The organism is Pradoshia sp. TA40_28 (assembly GCF_059694525.1).
In genome coordinates, this window is sequence record NZ_JCATZO010000009.1 from 66,366 (window position 1) to 88,181 (window position 21,816).

A 21,816-nucleotide genomic window follows, 5' to 3' on the forward strand; every position below is an offset into this window, starting at 1 on the left:
TTATTATGTTAAAAGCAAAAGAATTTTGGTTTGTAGTAGGTTCACAGCATCTTTACGGAGAAGAGACATTAGCAGAAGTCAAAGCACATGCCCAAACGATGACGGATGCCTTAAATGAAAGTGGTATTCTACCTTACCCGCTTGTATTACAAGATTTAGCTGTCAGTGCAGAAAAAATTACCAGCATTATGAAAGAAGTGAACTATCGTGATGAAGTAGCGGGTGTCATTACCTGGATGCACACGTTTTCGCCTGCAAAAATGTGGATTCGTGGAACGAAACTATTACAAAAGCCATTGCTCCACTTGGCAACGCAATTCAATGAAAGTATACCTTGGGATACAATAGATATGGACTTTATGAACTTGAATCAATCCGCTCATGGAGACCGTGAATACGGGTTTATCAATGCTCGCTTGAAAAAGCAAAACAAAGTGGTGGTTGGTTACTGGCAACGTAATGAAGTTCAAAAGCAAATAGCAGAATGGATGGATGTAGCTGTTGCCTATAACGAAAGCTTCCTTATTAAAGTGGCTCGTTTTGGTGATAACATGCGTAATGTTGGTGTTACAGAAGGGGATAAGGTTGAGGCACAAATTCAATTTGGTTGGACTGTAGACTACTTTGGTATAGGGGATCTTGTTCAATATGTAAATGAAGTGAAGGAAGGAGAAGTAGATGCTTTATTAGCTGAGTATGCAGAGCTATATGAATTTGATTATGGTACATATAGCAAAGAAGAGTGGGAAAAGAGCGTAAAGGTACAAGTAAGCTATGAAATTGCTATTAAACGCTTCCTTGATGAGGGTGGTTACAATGCCTTTACAACTAATTTCGAAGATTTATATGGGATGAAGCAGCTGCCAGGCCTTGCAGTCCAACGTTTGATGGCACAAGGATATGGCTTCGCTGGTGAAGGCGATTGGAAGACTGCAGCACTGGATCGCTTACTGAAAGTGATGAGTCATAATCAATCAACCGGATTTATGGAAGATTACACATATGAATTAGCAGTTGGGCAAGAAGCTGCTCTTCAATCACATATGCTTGAAGTAGATCCAACCTTAGCTTGTAACAAACCAAAAATTGTCGTATCTCCATTAGGTATTGGTGACCGTGAAGATCCGGCCCGTTTAGTTTTTGATGGTAAGGCAGGGGATGGAGTCGTAGTTTCAATGGCTGACTTTGGTACACATTATAAACTTTTAATTAATGAAGTATCTGCATTTGAACCAACCATTCCAGCACCAAATCTACCAGTAGCCCGTGTACTTTGGTCTATTAAGCCAAACTTCCAAGATGGGGTTAAAGCGTGGATCGAGAATGGTGGCGGTCATCATACGGTTGTTTCATTCAATCTGACAACAGACCAAATTATCACCTATGCAAAGCTTGTTGACTTAGACTACGTAGTTATTAAGTAATGACTTTATCCTCTAAGGAGCTATGTTTCCTTGGAGAGAATAAATTAAATTTCAGAGATTGATATGCATCAGGTTACCTTTCAAATCCTTGCTGAATCTGGCACCAAAGACCCCAGGAGTCATTAAATAAAATGTTAACTAAATAAGGTTAGTTTAGTAGATTAAGCTTTGTGGAGGGGAGATATACTCGGCAAAGCTTTTTTTGTACAAGATTAGGTATCTTTCCGAATTTGCTTCATTCCATCATCGTTGCCCTCCCCTCCTTTTTTCGCTATTATTTTACTTATAACTATGGAATATGGGTGAAGGTATGGAACCTAAAGATAGAATAAAAGAAGATAATCAAAAAGTATTCGCATTGCTAAGCAATTATTTAAATAATGCGCCCGATTTTATTGATAAAGAAGAAATCAATGAGATTATTCAGTATGGTGTATCGTATGAACATGCTTTTGCAGTTATATTAGCTGCTGCTTTCGGCTTGGATATTGTAGATAACATGGAAGATAAGGAACTATTCAACCATTATTTTAATAGGATGTTTTTTAAGCTGGATGCAAATGAATATTATGATAATCCCTATTATAAGAATATCAAGCTTCCCACCATCAAATTGGGAACTAGTGAATTAAAATATGAAAAGTATAAAGCGTTTGAAGGATTTGTATACAATGATATCGTCAAAACAAGAGAAGGAAGACAAATACCGCAAATTGGTTTTTTTGAGACAGAATTTAAGTATCCTGCTATTTTAGAAAACGAAAGAATATGGATGACGGTTACGCCGAACGAAATTGAAACAATGAAAGAAGCGGTTGATCAGGCATTTGGGAATGTGCTTACTTTTGGATTGGGTCTTGGCTATTATACCTATATGGTTTCTGAAAAAGAAAATGTTGAAAGTATCACTGTAGTTGAAATGAATGAAGATGTGATCAAGCTATTTCAAACCTATATATTGCCACAATTCAAAAATAGTCAAAAGATCAAGATCATTAAAGCGGATGCTTTTGAATATGCACAAAAATTGATGGCGAAGGGCCAATTTGATTTTGTATTTACAGATTTATGGCATGATGTTTCCGATGGAATCGATATGTATTTAAGTATGAAGCTGTTTGAAAAAAGATGCCCCAATACGGTCTTTACCTATTGGATTGAAAAATCAATTAAATGCTATTTATAAAAGTACGCTAGAAATCCTCCCTCAAATTAATTGAAGGAGGATTTTTCTATTTAATGATGTTGGAGTCTTGCTTTGAGAGAATATATGAACAAAATTTATTCATATTAATGAGAAGAATTTACTTTGAATAACAAGTAGGTAAAAAATACAATTCGTTTATTTTTAGCATTCTCGTTATAAAGATGTTACTTTTGAAGTATCGAATTGGAGAATGATTGTATATCCAAAAGAAAACAAGAGGTAATGGAGCTTATGAAAGAGAAGGTCATCATTAATAGCGATATATGTTATGCATCGGCTGAAGAGAAGGCTGAAAAGTATTTTAAATCTTTACACGCCCAGGTGATAGAGAAGACCTATATGGATACATTAATGAAAGATATGGAATCGTGGCAGCAGAACCATGTTCGTCATCAATCCTTAGCCTCCCTTTTTTCGCATAAAAAAAGAAAACCAACCAATAAGGAGTATCATCAGTATTTACGCTGGTTGAATTCGAAGGGGAAATTGGAACAGTATCTTCATCGAAGTATCTCGTACATCTATCTGAGGGATTTGGGTAAAGCTTTGGACTTGCCTGAAACACAAAATAAAATCAAACAAGTCGTAGACAAGCTGATCTCTCAACTCGTTCAAGATAAAACGGATGAAGTTGGCGAAATCGATTTGTTTAGCATGCCGGGTTTGTACAGATGGGGTCAAAAGGAACATATTGAGTCTTCAGTCATTTGGTTATTCGACAAGCTGAAAACAGTATCATCCTCTATACCGAATGGGATGGATGCTGAGAATGCACAACGGAAATTAATTAAAATCATTGCCGGGGTTATGATGCATGTTATGGAAGAAATGAGTCCTGCTATTCTCCCTGAGGAACGGGCACAAAAGCTTGATGAAGCAATCCGACTAGGGTATTCCTATGGACTGACCTATCCGTTTATTGATGATTTGCTGGATGCTAGCATTTTATCTATTCAGGAGAAAAAACAGTTTTCAGATATCATAAGAACTACGCTGATTAGTGGGACAGTTCCAGAAATAGACGAATGGCGTGGGGAAAATGAAACGGTCATTCGACCTATTCATTCTGAACTTAAAGAAGCTTTTCAGTATATTAAAGCTTGCCAAAGGCCAGAAACCATAAAAGTATTTTTCGAACAGGCATATGTATTTTTTCATTCACAGGAAGTAGACCGAGTTAAAGAATTAACAAACGAGAACTATACAAATGAAGAGCTATACGTTCCGATCATTTTAAAATCTTCTTCCTCACGATTAATTGTTCGTTCTGTTATTAGTGCTCCTGAGGATGAGGAGTTTAACAAGCACACCTTTTATTATGGAATCTATAATCAACTGGCTGATGATTTTGCTGATTTGTTCGATGATATGGAGGCAGGTGCGGTTACTCCTTATACGTATTATATAACCTATCATGATAAGCGTCCCGATCTTATCAATCCATTTGAATTATATTGGACAGTCATTTTTAACCTGATTCATCATGTGTATAAGTCTGACCCTAACGCCTGTGAAGTGATATTGGATCGAGCGATTAATGGACTAAAAAGAAATAAAGAACGATTGGGTACTAAGAAATATAAGGATCTGATGAATCTGTTAACAGCAGATATGCCCAAATTCAATCATTTCATTCAAAAAATGGTTCAGAAAGCAGATGATGTAGATTTCTTTGATAAACTGCTTCGTGATCATATCCTAAACAATTTGAAAAAGGATCGTCAGGAAGAAAGAGACTTTTCAAACATGATCAAGGCCGTACGCCAGGAGATTAATCAATGCCTGCCTATTTATAAAGAGGACACGGATTTTTTAATGCAGGATACAATCAATGATGCGGCTAATTATAGCCTCGAAGGTGATGGGAAAAGGTTAAGACCCATTGTGACTTGGATGATGGGAGTCAGAGAATATGAGTTAGATCCATCGGCAATTGTGCCGCTTCTAAAATCTTTGGAATATATGCATACAGCATCGCTGATCCTTGATGACCTGCCATCCCAGGATAATGCGCCTATTCGCAGGGGACGTGCAACTCTACATGAGGTCTATAACACTGGTATTGCAGAGATAACTTCTGTTTATCTTATCCAATGTGCTATGAAGGAACAGGCTTCATTAAGACAGTTTGATTCTGAGTCTGTCCTTCATCTGATCCAGTATTCATCCGAAGTAGCCATGATTATGTGCAGAGGGCAGGCAATGGATTTGGAGTCAAAGGGAAAAAAACTGACATTGGAAGAATTGAATACGCTCTCCTTTTACAAAACAGGAATAGCATTTGAGGCCTCATTAATCATGCCTACCATTCTTGCGCAAGCAGGGGAATCTCAAATGAAATCAATAAAAAAATTCGCCAGACATGCTGGAATTGCCTTTCAAATTAAGGATGACTTACTTGATATAGAGGGGGATAATCGTTTACTTGGAAAACCTGTTGGACAGGATATAGAAAATAATAACTCCACTTTTGTATCAGTACTTGGCAGGGAGGGTGCCAGGAAAGTAATGTGGGATCATTACTGCCATGCTATGGAGGCTATTAAACAGATTTCACCAAAGAGCACCTTTTTGAAGCATTTACTGAATTATATAGTAAACAGACAACGTTGAGAGTTTGTTCGCTGTCTGTTTAGCTTAGCTATCAGAATATCAAAAATGACCCCGACTACATAGCCGGGGTCATTTTCATATCACTTTATTTAACGCCTTTCATATATCTTTGAATGATTGGTGAAATAAAGTAAATAATGATGGCACAAAGAATGGCGAATCCGCCAATTGATCCAAAGTAAAGGAGTTCCGTTTCTGTGCTATATAGTTTTACAAGTTGTGCATTAATAGCCTGTGCAACTGCACTTGCCAGGAACCATAGGCTCATTGTTTGAGAAGAGAATGCTGCTGGTGCCAGTTTGGTAGTGGCTGATAAACCAACAGGAGATAAACAAAGCTCTCCAAGTGTGACGATTAGGTAGCTCAATATCAGCCAATAAGGACTGACAAGTGTATCACCGCCACTTAGGTAACCTGGTATTAGCATGACGATAAATGATAGACCTGCTAATAGCAATCCTATTGAAAACTTTTTAGATGTTGAAGGCTGTTTATCCCCAAGCTTCATCCATAACCAGGCTGCAACTGGTGCAAATATGATTACAAAGAGAGCGGGCATCGCCTGGAGCACACCAGGTGCAATTTTAAAGCCCAATAAGGTTAAATTAGTTCGTTCCAAAGCATAGATATTCAAAAGGTTAGAACCTTGTTCATAAATAGCCCAGAAAATAACAGCAGATAGGAATAATGGAATATAGGCCAGCAGTCTTGACTGTTCTTCAGCTGTTGTTTTTGAACTTTTGTACATCCATACAAAGTAAATGATTGGTATAATAACTGCCAAAATGGTTACAAGTAAGACAAATCGATCAATAGTTAGCCAACCGATTGCAATTAGAGCATAAAAAAGAGCAATTAAAGCTACGATTGCTACTCCAAAATAAAGAGCAAATTTCTTTTTGCTCTCCGAACTTAATGGGTTAGGTGGCTGTGTTCCAATCGTTCCTAAATTTTTCTTTTTCGTAAGCACAAATACGATCAATCCAAGAAACATACCGACAGCGGCTGCTGAAAATCCGGCATGATAGCTATCATAATGTCCGCGTAATCCTTCTACGATAAATGGTGCAAGAAAGGCACCTGAGTTAATCCCCATATAGAAAATACTGAATCCAGAATCTCGACGAAGATCATTCTTCGTATATAAATCACCAACAACGCTGGAGATATTCGGTTTCAATAGCCCTGTACCAATGATAATTAAGAACATACTGGCAAAAAAGGCTTCAGCACCTAGTGGTAATGCCAGAACAACATGACCAAACATAATAAAAACTCCACCATAGAAGACGGTTCTGCTTGTCCCGAGCAAGCGGTCAGCAACCCATCCGCCGATAATACCAGATAGATAGACTAACGATCCATAAATGGCAGCTATGGACATGGCAGTGGATTGATCAAATCCTAATCCACCCTTACTAACTTCAGCATAGAGGTAGAGGACCAGAATGGCCCGCATTCCATAGTAAGAAAATCGTTCCCAAAATTCTGTGAAAAATAGTGTGAAAAGTCCCTTTGGATGTCCGAAGAAACCGGTATTAGGTATACCAGGGACACCAGGCTGTTTATTTTGGTTATTCAAAAATTCCCTCTCCTTTAACATGATGTATTATAATTTTATTTTACATAGATCAAAAAATCAAAATTAATAGATTATACAGGCAATTTTGTTTAATAGTAATATAACATAATCTACTGGATTTCTATAATAAATCTTAAAGAATATCATCCGAAAAAATATTTTAATATAAAAACTGCCCTTCAAAGTCATCTAAGACTTTGAAGGGCAGTTTGATTCAGACACCTATTTGATTTTTTTAATCCTCATATTCTTTCTCTAAAGAACATGAGAATTCGTAATGAAGTGGCGATCTTCTACACTATCAAGTGAAAAGGCTGCGCCTTTTCCCTCAATGGCATCGATAATTAATTGAGTATGCTTCCAGTACTCATATTGCGATTTGTGTATATAAAAGGGGCAATCTCCAATAGAACCTAAGTATATGTCTGAATCCCCAGTTTTAAAATCGCCTTCCTTATAGCACATCGGAGCCGATCCATCACAACAGCCACCTGATTGATAAAACATGAGCGAGCCATGTGTTTTCTTTAATGTTTCTATTAATTGTAGTGCTTCTTCGGTTGCTACGACACGTTCTACCATTTAAGAGGTAACCTCACTTTTTAGAAAAAACCTTGAGCCTTTTTATCATAGCTTACTAACAAACATTTAGTTTGTTGGTAATGATCCAGCATCATAGCATGATTTTCACGGCCGATACCGGATAATTTGTAACCACCGAACGCTGCACCTGCTGGATATTGGTGATATGTGTTTGTCCAAACACGACCGGCTTGAATAGCGCGGCCTGCACGGTAGGCAAGATCTCCACTGCGGGACCAAACACCGGCACCTAATCCGTATAGAGTATCATTTGCGATTTCCATTGCTTCATCAAAATCTTTAAAAGTAGTTACGCCAAGAACCGGACCAAAAATTTCTTCTTGGAATATACGCATTTTGTTATGACCTTTAAAAACAGTTGGTTTAATATAGTTACCATTTTGAAGGCCTTCACCGAGGTCATTTTCTTCTCCCCCGATTAAACATTCAGCGCCTTCTTCTTTACCGAGTTTAATGTAGGATAAGATTTTTTCTTTTTGTTCATTAGAGGCTTGCGCACCCATCATGACTTCTGTATCAAGAGGGTTACCAATTTTGATGGCTTTCACACGCTCCAATGCACGTTCCATAAATTTATCATAGATGGATTCTTGGACTAAAGCACGGGATGGACATGTACAAATTTCACCTGAGTTTAGCGCAAACATAACAAGACCTTCGATTGCTTTATTTAAGAATTCATCGTCTTGATCCATTACATCTTCGAAGAATACATTAGGTGATTTACCACCAAGCTCCAATGTGACAGGAATGATATTTTCAGTAGCATACTGCATAATTTGACGTCCAACAGCTGTAGAACCTGTAAAGGCGATTTTTGCAATACGCGGGTTAGTAGCCAGTGGTTTACCAACTTCCACGCCAAAACCGTTTACAACATTAAGAACACCTGCTGGTAGTAAATCTTGAATTAATTCGATGAGTACCATAATGGAAGCAGGAGTTTGTTCAGCAGGTTTTAATACGATACAGTTACCCGCTGCCAAGGCCGGAGCAATTTTCCATACAGCCATTAGAATTGGGAAATTCCAAGGAATAATTTGTCCGACTACCCCAAGAGGTTCCTGGAAGTGGTACGCTACTGTATCATTGTCTAATTGAGTAGTTCTACCTTCCTGGGTGCGAATGGCACTTGCAAAATAACGGAAGTGATCAATGGCCAAAGGAATATCTGCATTTAATGTTTCTCGTACTGCTTTCCCATTATCCCAAGTTTCAGCTATAGCAATCTTTTCTAAATTTTCTTCTAGACGATCCGCGATTTTGTTTAATATACGGGCACGTTCAGCAGTAGAGGTTTTTCCCCAAGCTTCTTTAGCTGCGTGTGCTGCATCTAATGCCAATTCGATATCTTCAGCAGAAGAACGAGCGGCTTTTGTAAAGACTTCTCCAGTTACCGGAGATTTATTATCAAAATACTGACCCTTAACCGGTGCAACCCATTTACCTCCGATAAAGTTATCGTATTTTTCTTTGAATTGGACAACGGCCCCATCCGTATTAGGATTTGCATAAATCATCTTAATTTCTCCCCTTTGTTCGTATTGAAAAATCGTAGATGTAAGGTTTTTGATGCTATTGAATAAAAATATTCATCAAGAAAACGTTTACTTTCCTATTATTCGACTAATTCAGTAAAATTTCAAATAATATGACTGTGATTATAGGAGAAAATGAAATGTATAAGAGAAATAATATCTTGGAGTAAGGAAGTATGTAGTGATGGACGTTATTCTTCTACCAAAATAATCCTATAGTATGATAGTATCAATGCTAAAAAGTCTATAGAATCTTTTTATCAAAGTAAAAATAAGGAGGGTAAAACAATGGATATTGCAGTTATTGGATCAAATATGGTCGATCTTATCTCATATATTGATCGAATGCCAAAAGAGGGAGAGACCCTGGAGGCTCCGGATTTTGAAATGGGTTGTGGCGGTAAAGGGGCCAATCAGGCTGTAGCGGCAGCAAAACTAGGCTCAAAGGTAATGATGGTTACAAAGGTAGGCGATGACATCTTTGCAGATAATACCATTCAAAATCTGGAGCGGTACGGCATTGATACAGAGTTTACCAATAAGATTCAGGGAACCTCCAGCGGGGTTGCGCCAATCTTTGTTGATTCAGATTCTAAAAATCGTATTTTAATTATAAAAGGGGCTAATCAATACCTTTCACCAGAGGATGTGGATAAAGCAAAAGAAAAGCTGAAGACATGTTCTTTAATCGTTCTTCAATTGGAAATCCCGCTTGAGACTGTTTATCGTGCGGTCGAAATGGGGAATGAGCTTGGGATTCCTGTTGTCCTGAATCCAGCTCCTGCTGCCAAAGAATTAGACTTTAGCTATGTATGTAAATGTGACTTTTTCATTCCGAATGAAAGTGAACTCGAGATTTTAACAGGCCTGCCTGTTTCAACGATTGAACAAATTGAAGCTGCTGCAGCGAGCCTGATAGAGGAAGGGGTTAAAAACGTCATTGTGACGATGGGGAGCCGTGGTGTGATGTGGGTAACCGATAATGGGACACATATCGTGGATTCATATACGGTTGATGCAATTGACACGACGGGAGCTGGAGATGCGTTCATCGGCTGTTTTGCCCATTATTATGTACAAAATAATGATGTTGTACAATCGATAAAAATGGCTACCGCCTTTGCAGCATTAAGTGTCACAAAACGTGGTACACAAAATTCTTATCCAAGTATGGATGAAGTCAATTTGTTTCTAAGTAAAAGGAAGGAATCATAAGCAGGATTTTAACTGTAACTTGCTAAATGGAAACGAGGCTCATAAGAGGTAGTTCTTTTTACTAGGCTTAGAACATGCTATTTAATGGCGGAAAATTGGAGAGCTATTATTTAACTTATAAACAATTAAATTAGAAATATACGATTATTGTAAAAAGGGCCGATGAAGTGAGTAAACTCAGGAAGTTAGACTTTAAACTCTAACTTTCTGAGTTTAATAATGAGAGTTCTCGTAAGTTCGAAATGTATTCGTATAATAATCAAAAAATAGAAAATTATTCAATATGTATTGCTTTTGGGAATAAACGCAATTATAATAAGTATGTGAAACATTGAGCAATCTAATATACATACGGAGGATTGATTGGAATGAAAGCAGCTGTAGTGAGTGCAAAGAATCCTGGTAAAGTTGAAATAGTTGAAAAGGAATTACCTAAATTACAACCCGGTCAAGCTTTAGTTGATGTAGAATATTGCGGAGTATGTCATACAGATTTGCATGTAGCAAAAGGTGATTTTGGAGAAGTTCCGGGAAGAATTCCTGGGCATGAAGGAATCGGAATTGTTAAAGAAATTGCAAACGATGTGACAAGTTTAAAAGTAGGAGATCGTGTCAGCATTGCCTGGTTCTTTAAAGGATGCGGGACTTGCGAGTACTGTGTGACAGGAAATGAAACATTCTGCCGCAGCGTACAAAACGCAGGTTTCACTGTTGATGGAGCAATGGCTGAACAATGTATCGTCGATGCAGACTATGCAGTTAAAGTACCTGAAGGGTTAGATCCAGCACAAGCGAGCAGTATTACTTGCGCAGGTGTTACTTGCTACAAAGCAATCAAAGTTTCTAATATTAAACCTGGTCAATGGATTGCGATTTATGGATGCGGCGGTTTAGGAAATCTGGCCATTCAATATGCTAAAAATGTATTCAATGCAAAAGTAATCGCAGTGGATATCAATGATGATAAATTAGCCTTATCAAAAGAAGTGGGAGCAGATCTTGTGTGTAACCCATTAACAGACGGTGACGCAGGTGAGTGGATCCAGGAAAAAGTTGGCGGAGCTCATGCTGCTGTCGTAACAGCTGTTTCTAAAGTTGCTTTTAACCAAGCTGTAAACTCTGTACGTGCCACTTCCAAAGTTGTTGCTGTTGGCCTTCCTCCAGAAACAATGGATTTAGCTATTGTGAAAACTGTATTGGATGGTATCCAAATCGTTGGATCCTTAGTTGGTACACGTAAAGATTTAGAAGAGGCTTTCCAATTTGGGGCAGAGGGCAAAGTAGTGCCAATCGTAGAAACAAGATGCCTGCATGAAGTAAATGATATTTTTGAAGAAATGGAAGCAGGTAAAATCCAGGGCCGTATGGTCATCGATATGCACAAACACGAGTAATTCCAATCAATATCTTTATAAAATAGAAATTTGGCAGCCATACATTCCATTCATTTGGATGTAAGGCTGCTTTTTTTATCCCTTTTTTTGGATTTAAGAGGGATTAATACATAGAAAAAGTATTTAACATCGGTATTTTGATTTAAGTGGAGAAGTTGTATATGGGGGGATATCGTTCAAAAAATCACTAATTTCGATATGAATCATGCCATTCTGGAATTTGATTTTAATTCATTTTAGATACAGTTGATCTTGATCCTATCACAGTGAATATACCGTAGAATAAGGAGACACTGGAGAATGATAAATAAAGAAAATAGATTTTGGAACTATTTTAACTTTAATTTGGTATCGTGCTGGGCTCAATTTTCATTAAGTCACTGACTGCTTTATTTCTTAAATAAGTGTTCATTCATATAGGGTATATATAAAAATGCACTCTAATTGTTTGATCAAACTTAACAATTAGAGTGCATTTTTATTAATGAGCTATTATCTTAATCTTTTCTTTTTCTGATATTTATATAAGATAATCAATAAGATAAACCAGAATGGTGTCAACAGCATAGGTAAACGTGTTTCCGCAGCAAAGAGCATCACGATTAATATGAAAGTAAACATACCCAGTATCACATAATTTATAGCTGGTGTTAATGGGGCTTTAAATGTAGTTGAAGCTCTTAAATCAGGTCTCGTTTTGACATATTTGATATGAGAGATTAGGATAATGCTCCATACCCAAATAAAACAGATAGCGCTGATAGTGGTAACGATTGTAAAGGCCTGCTCAGGTAGTAGCTTGCTAAGCAGTGCACCGACAGAAACGACAATTGTAGAAGTTACTAACGCATTGCTTGGTACATGGTGTTTATTTAATTTGCTGAATTTTTTTGGTGCTTCATTATGATTGCTTAAGTTGTACATAATCCGGCTAGTTGAGAATAAACCGCTGTTTGCAGCAGAGGCTGCGGATGTTAATACAACAAAGTTGATAATACCTGCCGCCATTGGGATACCGATTAAGGCGAAGACACCTACAAATGGGCTGCTTGTTGCACTTAATTGATCCCAAGGATTGATGCATAAAATAACAAACAAGGCACCTACATAAAACAGCAAAATCCGTACCGGTATTTTGTTGATCGCAGATGGAATGTTCTTTCGCGGATTAGCTGTTTCCGCAGCAGATACACCAATCAGTTCAACACCTACAAAGGAGAAGACAACCATTTGCAGTGATAGTAAGAACCCGGATATTCCATTCGGGAACATGCCGCCATGATTCCAAAGGTTAGAAACAGAAACAGTTCCGCTATCTGTTTCAAATCCAATCACAAGCAGTACGATTCCTACGACAATAAGAGCAACAATAGTGACGACTTTAATAATCGCAAACCAGAATTCCAACTCACCAAATAGTTTGACGGTTAATAGATTTAATCCTAATAGAATCACTAAACAGATGATGGCAGGCACCCATTGCGGGATATCAAACCAGTATTGCGTATATAACCCAACAGCAATAATATCGGCCATGGCCGTCATAATCCAGCAGAACCAATACGTCCAGCCAGTTACAAATCCAGCCCATGGGCCGAGATAATCAGCGGCAAAATCTATGAAGGACGTATAGCCTGAATTGGATAAAAGTAATTCTCCTAATGCTCTCATCACAAAAAATAAGGCGATTCCAATAATTAAATAAGAAAATAGGATGGATGGACCGGCTAAATGAATGGATTTGCCGGAGCCTAAAAATAAGCCGGTTCCAATTGTGCCCCCAATTGCAATTAATTGTACATGACGATTTTTTAAATCTCTTTTTAACTCTTGCTTAGCCAAGTTGCATGCCCCCGTTTAATCTTAGATGTCTAAAACAGGCACCTAGTAAAATAGATATCTATCATTTTCTCTTTTTATTTAGATGCTATGTCTCACCTCACTAATGATATTGGACAATAAAAAAAGAGATTGGTTGTCTCCAATCTCTAAAAGGGCTAGAATAACAAAAATCGTTATCATTCTGTCCTTTTGCCTGAGATTGTGAATCCTTCGGCGCTGTATAAATACAGTCTCTCCAGAAGCTGCTCCCACCATAGTTTTATCCACAGCGATCAAAGCGTGCTTTATTAAATTATCTAATCGAGATTATGTTATCTTATTAACACAATTCTGAAAATATGATATGAAAAAAATGCTATCACTATATTAATTTGTTGTCAAATATATTGCAGGTAGTTATTTAATCTGATGAAAACCATGATGATAGAGGTCGTTGTAAAGTAAACGTAAACTTCAAAGACCATTCTAAAATATGAACGATGTAAATAAAATATAGGTGAATTGATTAAAAAGTTTATATAAGACAAAAAAGAAGGGAGGGATTGTGTCTAAATCTATTAAATAGAATGAGACTTTTTGATTACCAAAGGATGAATCAAATTAATTACAAAACAAGGGATTTGAAATCAAAAGAGAATACCAGATTCAGAGGGGGAGTGCTGAATAATTTCCTTTTTATAGTTAAGGGTAGGAGAGCATAACAAAAAGACCAAATCAATGAAGATTTGGTCTTTGATATGCCCGTACAAGGACGGAATTACATACTTTTTTAAATCTACAATTCATCCGCAATGCCGAGCAGGATAATACCAAATATGACAACCGCGATAATCATATATTGTTTGTTGGTCAGCTTCTCTTTTAGGAAGATCCGTGACAAGATGATCGAAAAGATACTGTAAGAAGCAATCAATGGTGCCGCAATAATGGCATTTCCTGAAGACATGGCAAAAACATAAAAGAATTGCCCGATTGTTTCCAAAATGGCTGCCAACCCTTTATCGCGCTCTTTAAATACATGGAAGGATTCCTTCTTGATAAAACGAAGATAGATAAATGATACAGCTGCGCATATGAAAAAGGTATATTCATACGCAAGCAATGCTGAGTTTTCGCTGATTAACATCAATTCATCTAAATAGACGGCATCCGCAAATGTACCAAGCCCATCAATAATGCAATATAAAATGGGAAAGATGATGGCTAAAAAGCCGATTTGGTATTTTTTATCGATATGTTCGGAATTCAGTCGACGAGCTTCATCTTCTGCTCTTTTTTCTAGAACGGCAATCCCGACAATCCCAAGAGTAATGATGATAATTCCAAGCACTTCGAGGATACTCAGCTCATGAGTGAAAAAGATGAAGAGTAGAATGCTTGTTACGACACCTGAGGAATTCTGTATTGGTGAAGCGATGGATAATTCAATATAGCGCAAACCAATATAACCAAATGCCATGGATAGAATGTATAAAGCAGATACAGGTAAATAATGAATCATATCCATTGGACTAAAGTGTATATCTTTGATAATCATATAGACAGTTGCATGAATTCCCATGACAAGACCAACCATGATAATGATTTTTATATGGCTGTACTTGTCATTGCTGTCGGACCCCTTTTTGTAAAACAGGTCAGCGCCACCCCACGCCAAAGCTGTTAGAAGTGAAAAAATAAACCACATAATGATTCTCCTTGTTGAAGATTTTCTAATTTAGAACTGTTGATGTTTAATAGGCTTGCAGAACTCCGAATAGGAATAAAGACCAGGAAGAAATTTTGTTTTCTAATAGAAGGACTGATCTCTACCGCTAAACGGAGAGAAGTGCTAAGTAATCCTGCACATTAACAGAGTCACAAAGTCAAGAATATAATTTCTTCCTAAAGCGTGTCAAGGTATTTAAAGGATAAAATCGTACCTAATGAATCTTCTCTATAAAGAAAGGGTTTTCTTTTAATTTTCCTAAGTTTTACAATATAATGAAAATGCTAGTGGATGATTTAATAGGGGATGGAAAAGTTTGAAAACAAGGGAGGGTGGCGGCTAAAATTTAACCCCAATTAATAAATACATAATAAGAGGAGGGAACTTTAAAATGAATGCGATTACAATAGTGATTGGTTCTATCTGCATCCTTTTAATCGCCTACCGTCTGTATGGGACGTTTATGGCAAACAAGGTTTTGAAGTTATCTGATGATTCACCAACACCAGCAGAAAAGTTTGAGGATGGACAGGACTATGTGCCAACGAATAAATGGGTAGTATTTGGGCATCATTTTGCAGCCATCGCTGCTGCTGGCCCGTTAGTTGGTCCGATTCTGGCAGCTCAGTTTGGTTATTTGCCTGGACTGATTTGGCTACTTGTTGGAGCTGTAATCGGGGGAGCTGTTCATGATACAGTTGTTCTTTTTGCCTCTATGCGCCGGGATGGTAAATCATTATCTGAGGTAGCAAAAGAAGAGCTTGGACCTGTAGCGGGATTTTGTACGGGTTTGGCCATGCTATTCATTATTACGATTACGATGGCAGGTTTGTCATTGGTTGTACTTGGAGCACTGGAAAGAAACCCGTGGGGGACATTTGCAGTAGGGATTACAATACCGATTGCGATGTTAGTGGGAATCTATCATAAGAAAACAGGAAACTTAAAAATTCCTACGACGGTTGGATTTATGTTAATTATGGCTGCTATTTTCTTTGGACCCCAAATTCAGGGGACGTGGTTAGGCGATTTCTTAACACTTGAAAAAAGCACTCTTGCTATTATTTTACCAGTCTATGCATTTTTCGCCGCAGCTCTTCCTGTTTGGCTGTTGCTTGCACCACGCGATTATTTAAGTACATTTATGAAAATTGGCGTCTTTGCTGCACTTATTATTGGAGTATTTATCGTTAACCCTTCTGTTGAGTTCCCGGCCATTCTTCCTGATTTCATTAATGGTGGAGGTCCAATCGTGGCCGGTCCGGTTTGGCCGTTTATTTCAATTACGATAGCTTGTGGAGCGATCTCGGGATTCCATGCTTTTGTTGGGTCAGGGACTACACCTAAAATGGTTAGCCGTTGGAGAGATATCAAAGGTATAGCTTTTGGGGCAATGTTAGTAGAATGTTTGGTGGCTATTATGGCATTGATTGCGGCCGTTGCCCTTCAACCTGGAGATTATTTTGCCATCAACTCTACACCTGAAGTCTATTCAACATTAGGAATGGAAACAGTCCATTTAGACAGATTGGAAGAAGCGGTAGATATGGACTTAGAGGGAAGAACAGGTGGAGCAGTAACACTTGCTGTTGGTATGACAGAAATCTTTACCAGTGTACCATTCTTCCAAAACTTAGCTTCCTACTTCTATCAATTCGTAATCCTGTTCGAAGCGGTATTTATTTTAACGGCTATTGATTCAGGAACCAGGGTGGCCCGGTATCTTATCCAGGACTTCTTTGGAGACTTTATCAAACCGCTTAAGCGAACAGATTCTGTCGGAGCTAATATTTTCGCTAGTGCACTGGCCTGCTTTATTTGGGGGTATCTATTATTCTCTGGAGACATCAGTTCCGTCTGGGCTCTGTTTGGGGTTTCCAACCAATTGATGGCCTCCATAGGATTGATAGTAGGAGCCACCGTTGTTTTGAAAATAGCAGAGAAACGTTGGTATATGCTAACTTGTTTAATTCCATTGGCCTATCTATATGTAACGGTTAATGTCGGGGGCTACTGGATGGTTAAGAATGTTTATCTAAATCCTGATGCCGGAGGATATAATGTCTTAAATGGTATTCTCTCTATTATCATGCTTGGATTGGGTCTCGTCATTATGGTGGCATCCATCATTAAGTGGATTAATTTATCCAAAATTCCACAAGCAAAATTAATCAAGCAGTCAGAGAATGAACTGCATAATCATATGTAAAATTAAAATTAGAACAGGTAGAGGAACAAATAGTTTTCTCTACCTGTTTTTTATATGTTTTAAAAGAAATAATTCATTAAAGCGTTGGGGATTTCTGGATAGGATACATGCTTCTGTATACCAGGAGCACAGCGATTTTTACATCCAATGGCCTAAGGGTTACTTACCCTCTTCATTTATAATCTACTTCAATAATCATTTTTTAGATTACTTTATGTGATGAACTATATGTATGATATTTTCGTTTCCTATCAAAATACTTTATAATAAGCCTGTTAATCTATTTAATTGATTGTTCAAAAGAATATAAGGAATAGGATTGGTGAAGCCAATTTATATCTACACGTATGGATGCAGTTCAGAGGATGAACCTCTATGTAAAATGGAATTCAGGGCACTGTTTAATTCGAATCCTGAAGATCTCGTATTTAAAAGCCCAAAGAAAATCAATCCAAGCAGAAGCCCCTTTATCAGGGAAAGAATAGAGATTCTCATTGAAGGGGACAGCTTGGAGACGATTTATCTGAAGGCAGGCGAGTTATCCTTCCCAGATCAGACATTTAAAACGATATTTGTGAAAACGAATGATTTAGAGGATAAAGTAAGCTTCAATCGTCGAAGAGAGATTGAACGAGAAATTGGATTGAAAATCCAGGCTGAAGCTGATTTGGAGAAGCCAGATATCATTCTTGGCATTATTACTTGCAGAGGGAAATGGTATGTAGGTATTTATGAAAAAAATGAAGCGGTCTGGTTGCATCATCAAAAGAAACCACGTGAGTATTCGACAGCTCTCAGTACTAGAATGGCAAGGGCAGTTGTTAATATTGCAGTTCCCAATCCAGATGGTATCAAAGCGATTGACCCCTGTTGCGGCATTGGAAATGTATTGGTAGAAGCCTTATCAATGGGAATTACGATTTGTGGACGTGATATCAAGCCATTGCCAGCTATCGGAGCCAGGGAAAATGTAGCTCATTTTGGATATAGCTGTGATATTAAAATAGGTGCAATTGAGGAAGTTACGGAGCACTATGATGCAGCTATCGTAGATTTACCCTATAATTTATGCCATACAGCGACTCCTGGAGAACAATTGTCGATTTTAAAGCATGCAAATCGCATCGCAGACAGAGTAGTAGTTGTGACAGGGGAACGGATTGATAGCATGATAAAGGAAGCTGGATTAAGCATACAGGACCGATGTGAAGCAAAAAAGACAGGATTTACGAGAGAGATTTTATTATGTTTTTAGATTTATAAAACAAGAGGGTGGCATTTTAATTTGCCACCCTCTTATTTTATTCACTTTTAAACATCTACTCGTTTAATGAAGAAGGATACTACCAATCCGATAATGGACGCAATTAACGCCAACAGAAAGGCGTTTTGAACACCCGCTGTCAAAGCTTCAGAGATAGCAAGTGGATTAGTAGGATCAGCCGCAGCCATATAGCTTGCCTGGCTAGCTGACATGATGCTGACTGCTACTGCAGTCCCAATCGCCCCTGCAATTTGCTGAAGTGTATTCATGACGGCAGCTCCATCAGGGTAATATTGTCTTGGCAACTGATTTAACCCATTTGTTTGTGAGGGCATCATGACCATGGCAACTCCGATAAACATGCAAGTATGCATGATGATCACTGTTAATTGTGTGGTTTCCGTAGTTATATTGGTGAATAAATACGTAAAGATAGTTGTTATGATAAAACCGGGGATAACTAAGTATTTCGGTCCAAAAGTATCAAATAATTTCCCCGTAATTGGAGACATGATTCCATTCACAATTCCACCGGGCAATAAGACAAGGCCGGCTGCCAAAGCTGATAATAATAGTCCGCCCTTTAGATACATAGGCAATAGGATTGATGAGGATAAAATGATCATCATGCCCAGGAATACCATTAAAAGTCCAAGGGAAAACATAGGGTATTTAAATACGCGTAAATTAAGCATAGGTTGTTCCATTTTAAACTGGCGGAAAGAGAATAGGGTTAGACTGATTGCCCCGACAATGATTGGTACAAGAACTCCAGGATCTCCCCATGAGCCAGCACCCTCTCCGGCACTGCTGAATCCAAATACAATACCTCCAAAACCAATGGAAGACAGAATGATTGAGAGAATATCTATTTTTGGCTTTGTGATAGTAGATACATTTTGCATATAGAAAAGACCAAATATGAAGGTAAAAATAAGTAAAGGTAAACACATCCAAAAAATAGATTGCCAGCCCAGACTGTCTACTATTAATCCTGAAAGAGTTGGACCGACAGCGGGTGCGAACATAATAACAAGCCCCATCATTCCCATGATGGTCCCACGTCTATGAGGAGGATATATAACCATAATAACGTTTGTCATTAGTGGTAGTAAGAGACCTGTTCCTACAGCCTGAATGACACGGGCTAAAAGTAGAATTTCAAAATTGGGTGCCATAGCTCCTACTAATGTTCCTACAATCGAAAAAATGAGGGAGGTGCTAAATAATTGTTTGGTCGTAAACCATTGAAGAAGCAATGCTGTTACAGGCACAAGAATTCCTAGTACAAGTAAATAGCCGGTTGTTAACCACTGAACGACGTGAGGCCCAATTTGAAAGTCATCCATAATGTTTGTGAAAGCCATATTTAAGGCCGTTTCACTAAAGAGTCCAATAAAAGCACCAATCATAATAGCAATGACGATTGGAAGTGGCTTAATTTGTTTGTTTTCTAAGTTTGTGTCTTGATAATTACTCAAATAGTATTCCCCTTTCATTATATGCATTACTAGACCAGTCTATATAATAAGCTGTTAAGAATCTATATCTTTGTCTGCTTATTTCTTTATTATATCGGGCAGACATTTAGAGATGTTTAGTAAAGGTTGGCCATTTAAATTGGTAAGCGAGCGGGTGATGGCTCCTTCGATCATTGAATTAATCAACAGACTTAGACGGTAGGCTTTTTCTGGTTCAAATCCATCTTGAATCATTTTGTCATAATAAAGTGTTTCCCAGCCCTCAAATGCAGCCTTGCACGCTTTACGTAAAGGTTCGCTCATTAAGGATGTTTCTGCGGCCAATAGTCCGATTGGTAAACCTTCAAAAAGGTCATTTTCATTGAAATGTTGAGCGATTTTATCAACATGATATTGTAATGCCTCCACAGCATCCTCATACTTATTCATTGCCAGCTTAATATCATCTTCAATTTGAACGGCCATTCTATTGACAGCTTCCACGGCCAGTTGCTCTTTACCATCTGGAAAATGATAATATAAAGACCCTTTAGGTGCACCGCTTTCTTTCAAAATTTGATTTAAGCCTGTCGCATGATATCCCTGTATGTTAAAAAGACGAGTAGCAGCCTCTAAAATCTTTTGACGCGAGTCATTTTTTGCACTCACATGGAATCCCTCTCTTCAAGTATAATGACTGGTCTATATAAATGAGTGACTGTTTCATTCTATAAGATGGCTTTATTTTATGTCAATCATTCCTTGCAGGATTCATTTTTCGTGTGAGATAGAGTGGGTCGTTGAGTTGTCAACAGGTTTTTCAAGGAAAAAGAGAAGAGTGGATCGAATGTGATAGAAATGGTCCCTTAAGCCAAATACAAAATTTGAGCTATTTGGGACCATCATAACTTTAAGCAGCTAACAGCTGTTTCTTAATTAATATTTCTCGATCAGCTGCATAAACAGGGCGATAGCCGTTTGTGAGTAGGTTTTTAATATAGATTTTATTATAGATAAAGGCGAAAATACTGCTGGTTAGTAATGCACCTAATCCAAATGCAAAGAGATTAATTGTAATAGCTATTGAAAGCATGATTACTGCCCATTTATAGTCCTTGCGCAGTAAAGCAGGGAAAATTCCAAAAAAGAGAGTAGTCCAACTAAAGCCAAGCTTAACCTCTTTTATATTACCTTCCTTATTTATTAAAGATATTTTCATACAATCACTCCTGGTTCATATAGTTCCATCATAAAAGAATTTCTCGAATGAATACATGGTAGTTTATAGAAGCATTTAAAGGGGTCGAAGGTAATCTATGATATAAAGTTTGAATGAATATCCTATCTGTTTAATTAAGGAAAGATAAATAGGGGATATAAGGGTGGAGGTGAATCTTTTACGTTTAAAAACTCGCAAAAAGAAAAACGGACAGAGAGTAAATTCCCTGTCCGTTTCCTATATATGTCGTATTGTTTACCAATCCCAAAGTAAGACAAACATGGAACCGAAGATAGTAACTGCGGCTACAAATAAGGCGTAAACGATATTGGTATATAGTGTTCTTCTTTCCTTGGATTCATTGATATGCATGAATAGGAAAAGTTGTAAACTTGCTTGAAGGCCAGCAGTGATTAGCAGAATAGCCATTTTAAATCCGAATGATACATCCAGGAAAAGAACTAATAATGCTGCCACTGTTAGAGCGATGGATGATAAAAATCCAATGATATGCTCTTTAGGGAATAACTTAGCCATT

At 37.8% G+C, this 21,816-nt stretch carries 16 protein-coding genes and 1 riboswitch; of the genes, 7 read left to right on the forward strand and 9 right to left on the reverse strand.

What is annotated here, in order from left to right; genetic code table 11:
- Positions 1-5: 5 nt before the first annotated feature.
- The 3 genes from araA to AC58NB_RS13035 all read left to right on the forward strand — a co-directional run bounded on the left by araA (position 6) and on the right by AC58NB_RS13035 (position 5,244).
- Positions 6-1,424: an L-arabinose isomerase gene (araA, locus tag AC58NB_RS13025; RefSeq protein WP_497427273.1), complete on the forward strand. Its 1,419-nt coding sequence runs from the start codon at positions 6-8 to the stop codon at positions 1,422-1,424.
- A 298-nt stretch (positions 1,425-1,722) separates the two neighbouring features.
- Positions 1,723-2,610 carry a spermine/spermidine synthase domain-containing protein gene (locus AC58NB_RS13030; RefSeq protein WP_497427274.1) on the forward strand — a complete coding sequence of 296 codons (888 nt, stop codon included), beginning with the start codon at positions 1,723-1,725 and terminating at the stop codon, positions 2,608-2,610.
- 243 nt (positions 2,611-2,853) lie between these two features.
- On the forward strand, positions 2,854-5,244 hold the full coding sequence (locus tag AC58NB_RS13035; protein ID WP_497427275.1) for a polyprenyl synthetase family protein: 2,391 nt from the start codon (positions 2,854-2,856) through the stop codon (positions 5,242-5,244).
- A gap of 85 nt (positions 5,245-5,329) precedes the next feature.
- On the opposite strand, the gene AC58NB_RS13040 is transcribed toward AC58NB_RS13035, so the two are convergent.
- The 3 genes from AC58NB_RS13040 to exaC all read right to left on the reverse strand — a co-directional run bounded on the left by AC58NB_RS13040 (position 5,330) and on the right by exaC (position 8,949).
- Positions 5,330-6,826: a peptide MFS transporter gene (locus tag AC58NB_RS13040; RefSeq protein WP_497427276.1), complete on the reverse strand. Its 1,497-nt coding sequence runs from the start codon at positions 6,824-6,826 to the stop codon at positions 5,330-5,332.
- Between the two features lie 255 nt (positions 6,827-7,081).
- Positions 7,082-7,408: a DUF779 domain-containing protein gene (locus AC58NB_RS13045; protein ID WP_497427277.1), complete on the reverse strand. Its 327-nt coding sequence runs from the start codon at positions 7,406-7,408 to the stop codon at positions 7,082-7,084.
- Positions 7,409-7,428: 20 nt separating this feature from the next.
- On the reverse strand, positions 7,429-8,949 hold the full coding sequence (gene exaC / locus AC58NB_RS13050; protein WP_497427278.1) for an acetaldehyde dehydrogenase ExaC: 1,521 nt from the start codon (positions 8,947-8,949) through the stop codon (positions 7,429-7,431).
- 306 nt (positions 8,950-9,255) lie between these two features.
- Between exaC and rbsK the strand changes: the two genes are divergently transcribed.
- Both rbsK and adhP read left to right on the forward strand, forming a co-directional pair.
- Positions 9,256-10,182 (forward strand): ribokinase, encoded by a 927-nt coding sequence (rbsK, locus tag AC58NB_RS13055; RefSeq protein ID WP_497427279.1) that lies wholly within the window; start codon positions 9,256-9,258, stop codon positions 10,180-10,182.
- A 368-nt stretch (positions 10,183-10,550) separates the two neighbouring features.
- The gene (gene adhP / locus AC58NB_RS13060; RefSeq protein WP_497427280.1) at positions 10,551-11,576 is read left to right on the forward strand and encodes an alcohol dehydrogenase AdhP; all 1,026 of its coding nucleotides are present in this window, start codon (positions 10,551-10,553) and stop codon (positions 11,574-11,576) included.
- 492 nt (positions 11,577-12,068) lie between these two features.
- Here the strand turns inward: adhP and AC58NB_RS13065 are convergent, their stop codons facing one another.
- Together AC58NB_RS13065 and AC58NB_RS13070 are read right to left on the reverse strand one after the other, a co-directional pair.
- Positions 12,069-13,418, reverse strand: a complete 1,350-nt coding sequence (locus AC58NB_RS13065; protein ID WP_497427281.1) for an amino acid permease — start codon at positions 13,416-13,418, stop codon at positions 12,069-12,071.
- Positions 13,419-13,589: 171 nt separating this feature from the next.
- A riboswitch (glycine riboswitch) is annotated at positions 13,590-13,667 on the reverse strand.
- A 526-nt stretch (positions 13,668-14,193) separates the two neighbouring features.
- Positions 14,194-15,105: an EamA family transporter gene (locus AC58NB_RS13070; RefSeq protein WP_497427282.1), complete on the reverse strand. Its 912-nt coding sequence runs from the start codon at positions 15,103-15,105 to the stop codon at positions 14,194-14,196.
- A 412-nt stretch (positions 15,106-15,517) separates the two neighbouring features.
- On the opposite strand from AC58NB_RS13070, the gene AC58NB_RS13075 reads away from it, so the two are divergent.
- Both AC58NB_RS13075 and AC58NB_RS13080 read left to right on the forward strand, forming a co-directional pair.
- Positions 15,518-17,335 (forward strand): carbon starvation CstA family protein, encoded by a 1,818-nt coding sequence (locus AC58NB_RS13075; RefSeq protein ID WP_497427283.1) that lies wholly within the window; start codon positions 15,518-15,520, stop codon positions 17,333-17,335.
- Between the two features lie 322 nt (positions 17,336-17,657).
- Positions 17,658-18,590 carry a TRM11 family SAM-dependent methyltransferase gene (locus AC58NB_RS13080; RefSeq protein WP_497427284.1) on the forward strand — a complete coding sequence of 311 codons (933 nt, stop codon included), beginning with the start codon at positions 17,658-17,660 and terminating at the stop codon, positions 18,588-18,590.
- A 56-nt stretch (positions 18,591-18,646) separates the two neighbouring features.
- On the opposite strand, the gene AC58NB_RS13085 is transcribed toward AC58NB_RS13080, so the two are convergent.
- The 4 genes from AC58NB_RS13085 to qoxD form a co-directional block, all read right to left on the reverse strand.
- Positions 18,647-20,080, reverse strand: a complete 1,434-nt coding sequence (locus AC58NB_RS13085; RefSeq protein ID WP_497427285.1) for a DHA2 family efflux MFS transporter permease subunit — start codon at positions 20,078-20,080, stop codon at positions 18,647-18,649.
- Positions 20,081-20,158: 78 nt separating this feature from the next.
- Entirely contained in the window at positions 20,159-20,728 is a 570-nt protein-coding gene (locus tag AC58NB_RS13090; protein ID WP_497427286.1) for a TetR/AcrR family transcriptional regulator, read from the reverse strand.
- Positions 20,729-20,969: 241 nt separating this feature from the next.
- The gene (locus AC58NB_RS13095; RefSeq protein ID WP_497427287.1) at positions 20,970-21,278 is read right to left on the reverse strand and encodes a DUF2628 domain-containing protein; all 309 of its coding nucleotides are present in this window, start codon (positions 21,276-21,278) and stop codon (positions 20,970-20,972) included.
- A gap of 255 nt (positions 21,279-21,533) precedes the next feature.
- Complete coding sequence (gene qoxD, locus AC58NB_RS13100; RefSeq protein WP_497427288.1) at positions 21,534-21,815, reverse strand: cytochrome aa3 quinol oxidase subunit IV; 282 nt, start codon at positions 21,813-21,815, stop codon at positions 21,534-21,536.
- Position 21,816 lies beyond the last annotated feature (1 nt).